At 64.4% G+C, this 3,057-nt stretch carries 2 protein-coding genes; both read left to right on the forward strand.

Features of this window, described 5'->3' with window-relative positions; all coding sequences use genetic code 11:
* The first annotated feature begins 143 nt into the window (after positions 1-143).
* Positions 144-1,181: a LacI family DNA-binding transcriptional regulator gene (locus AC1VAN_RS16655; RefSeq protein ID WP_033831551.1), complete on the forward strand. Its 1,038-nt coding sequence runs from the start codon at positions 144-146 to the stop codon at positions 1,179-1,181.
* Positions 1,182-1,257: 76 nt separating this feature from the next.
* A partial coding sequence (locus AC1VAN_RS16660) for a TonB-dependent receptor (RefSeq protein WP_480986231.1) occupies positions 1,258-3,057 on the forward strand: 1,800 nt, incomplete at its 3' end.

The raw sequence follows: 3,057 nt of genomic DNA on the forward strand, positions 1-3,057 counted from the left end.
GTCCCGGGCTGTCCTGGCAGGTCCGTCGAGGGGCCTGCCACGGACAGATTTCTGTGTCCGTTTAGGGACATTCGCCTAACGGACTGTTTACAAGCGCAGATGGAAACGCTTACATTCCGCGCCAATGCTGGTAGGTCCAAGCCGTGGAGGGCGGCTTCGTGAACAAGGCAGCCATAACAATCAAAGACGTCGCCCGTGAAGCCAAGGTCTCTGTGGCCACCGTTTCGCGCGCGCTCAACGGGCATGAAAATGTCGCCGAACCGGTCCGCCAGCTTGTGCTGGAGGTGGCCGCACGGCTGCGTTACACCCCGCATGCCGCCGCTCGCAGCCTGAGCAGCCGCCGCACCAATACGGTGGGCGTGGTGCTTCCGGACCTGTACGGCGAATTCTTCTCCGAACTGATGCGTGGCATCGACAACGTCGCCCGCAGCCGGCGCCAGCACCTGCTGGTGTCGAGCTATCACGGCGACCAGGAGCAGCAAGGCGCAGCCCTGCGTGCCATGCGCGGCCGGGTCGACGGTCTGCTGGTGCTCTCGCCCTATGCCGAGAGCCCCGGGTTCCTGACCGACAACCTGCCGCAGGCATTGCCGACGGTACTCATCAACACCTACCTGCCTGGGCAGGACCATCCGGTGTTGAGCATCGATGACCATGCAGGGGCGATGGCGATGACCCGCCACCTGCTCGATGCCGGCCATCGGCGCATTGCATTCATTTCTGGCCCGGACCTCAACTTCGACGCGCGCGAGCGCCTGCGCGGCTTCCGTGACGCGCTGGCGGCGTTTGGCAGTGGCGCCGAAGGCATCGAGTTGCCCGGTGATTTCGACGAAGCTTCCGGCCATCGCGCCGGTCAGGAGTTGCTGGCAGCCGGCACGCTGCCCGATGCCGTATTCGCCGCCAACGACATGATGGCCCTGGGTTGCCTGTATGCCTTCGCGCAGGCAGGTGTCCATGTGCCATCCGACGTCGCCCTGGCCGGTTTCGATGACATTCCGCTTGCGCGTTTCGTCCACCCGTCGCTGACCACCATGCAGGTCAGCATCGCTGAACTGGGCGATCGGGCGATGTCGCGCTTGTTGCAGTTGATGGACGGCACCTCCACGGATGGGACAGGGGACAAGCAGACCCTGGTCCCGCGCCTGATTGTTCGCGATTCCACCACTCCGCCATCCGGCCATTGAAGCCAGAGGCGTTCCTTCTTTTTTGATTGATCGCAGGTGCCGCGCAAGCGGTCACCGCCACCCGGAGATTGAGTTGATGATGCATTCCACTATCCGCACGCCGGCGCGCCGGCTGCTGAGCACCGCACTGGTCAGCTGCCTGATGCTGGCCGCCGCCCCGAACGTCATGGCGCAGTCGGCCAACGCCAGCCTGCGAGGCCAGGTCTCCGGCGCGCAGGCCGGTGCCGAAGTCACCGCCACCAACGTCGCCACCGGTACCGTGCGTCGCGGCACCGTGCGCGCCGACGGCAGCTATTCGCTGATGGGCCTGGACCCGGGCACCTACAATGTCGTTGCCAACGGCCAGACCCAGAAGATCACCGTTACCGTCGCTTCGACCGCGACGCTGAACTTCAGCGAGGCGGCTGCTGGTGGCACCGGCACGACCGCCGCCACCAACCTGGACACCGTCAACGTCGTCGCGCCGACCCTGCTGCAGGAAGTGCGCACCTCCGAAGTCGGCAAGACTGTCAGCCTGCAGCAGATCCAGACCACCCCGCAGGTGTCGCGCAACTTCCTGGAGTTCGCCGACGCCGTGCCGGGCATGATCTTCACCCGCGATGCCAAGGGCAACACCTCGCTGCGCGGCGGTGCCACCAACTCCGACGGCACCAACGTCTACATCGACGGCGTGGGCCAGAAGAGCTACGTCAAGGGCGGTGGTATCTCCGGCCAGTCCGGCAGCGCCGGCAATCCGTTCCCGCAGCTGGCCATCGGCGAGTACAAAGTCATCACCGGCAACTACAAGGCCGAGTACGGCCAGGTTTCCAGTGCCGCGATCACTGCAGCGACCAAGTCCGGTACCAACGAGTTCAAGGGTGAAACCTTCTACCGTTACACCAACGACAGCATGCGTGCGATGACCCCGGCCGAGCGCCAGCCGGGCAAGAGCAAGGAAGAGTCGGCAGAGAAGGAATACGGTTTCGCCCTGGGCGGCCCGATCATCCAGGACAAGGCCCACTTCTTCGTGACCTATGAAGCCAAGCGCTTCGACCTGCCGGTGACCATCGCCCCGGACGGCGCAGTGACCCCCTCGGCCGCCAACCTGCCGGCTGACGGCGCCGCCGGCCTCGGCCCGGCCAGCCAGCCGTTCCAGCAGGACCTGATCTTCGCCAAGATCGACTTCGAGCCGACCGACAACGATCGCATCGAACTGACCTTCCAGGACCGCGACGAAACCCAGCAGCAGTTCAGTGGCCAGACCGCCAAGGTGCACGGCAAGGTCGTGGACAACACCGACCGCCGTTACGCCCTGCGCTGGAACCACAGCGGTGAGCGCTTCTACAACGAGTTGATGGTGACCCACGAGGAAGCCTTCAACAACCCGCTGCCGTTGAACTACGGCAACGGCATCATCTACACCGCGCCGGATTTCGGTGACTCCGACGCCAACCGTCCGCAGGAGAAGACCCTCGTCCAGGTCGGCGCGGCCGATGCCTTCGCCTCGCAGGTGAAGGGCCAGAAGGGCTGGGCGATCGAGGACAACCTGACCCTCGATGGTCTGCAGTGGGCCGGTGACCACACCATCAAGATGGGTGCCAAGTACAAGCAGATCGATCTGTACGCCTCCGACGCGGCGCAGATCAATCCGCAGTTCTCCTACACCATCGACAACCCCGCCTTCCCGTCCAGCACCCCGTACAAGGCGCAGTTCACCAAGGCCAGCACCGGTGTCACCGGCGTGCAGTCTGAAGTGCGCGCCAAGGTCAAGCAGATCGGTCTGTTCATCCAGGATGACTGGCAGGTCAACGACCACCTGCAGCTGAACATCGGCCTGCGCTGGGATTACGAGAAGAATCCGATCTATACCGATTTCGTGACCCCGCCGGAGGTTGTG

The sequence above is a fragment of the Stenotrophomonas sp. 05L44_2 genome (genome assembly GCF_056665995.1).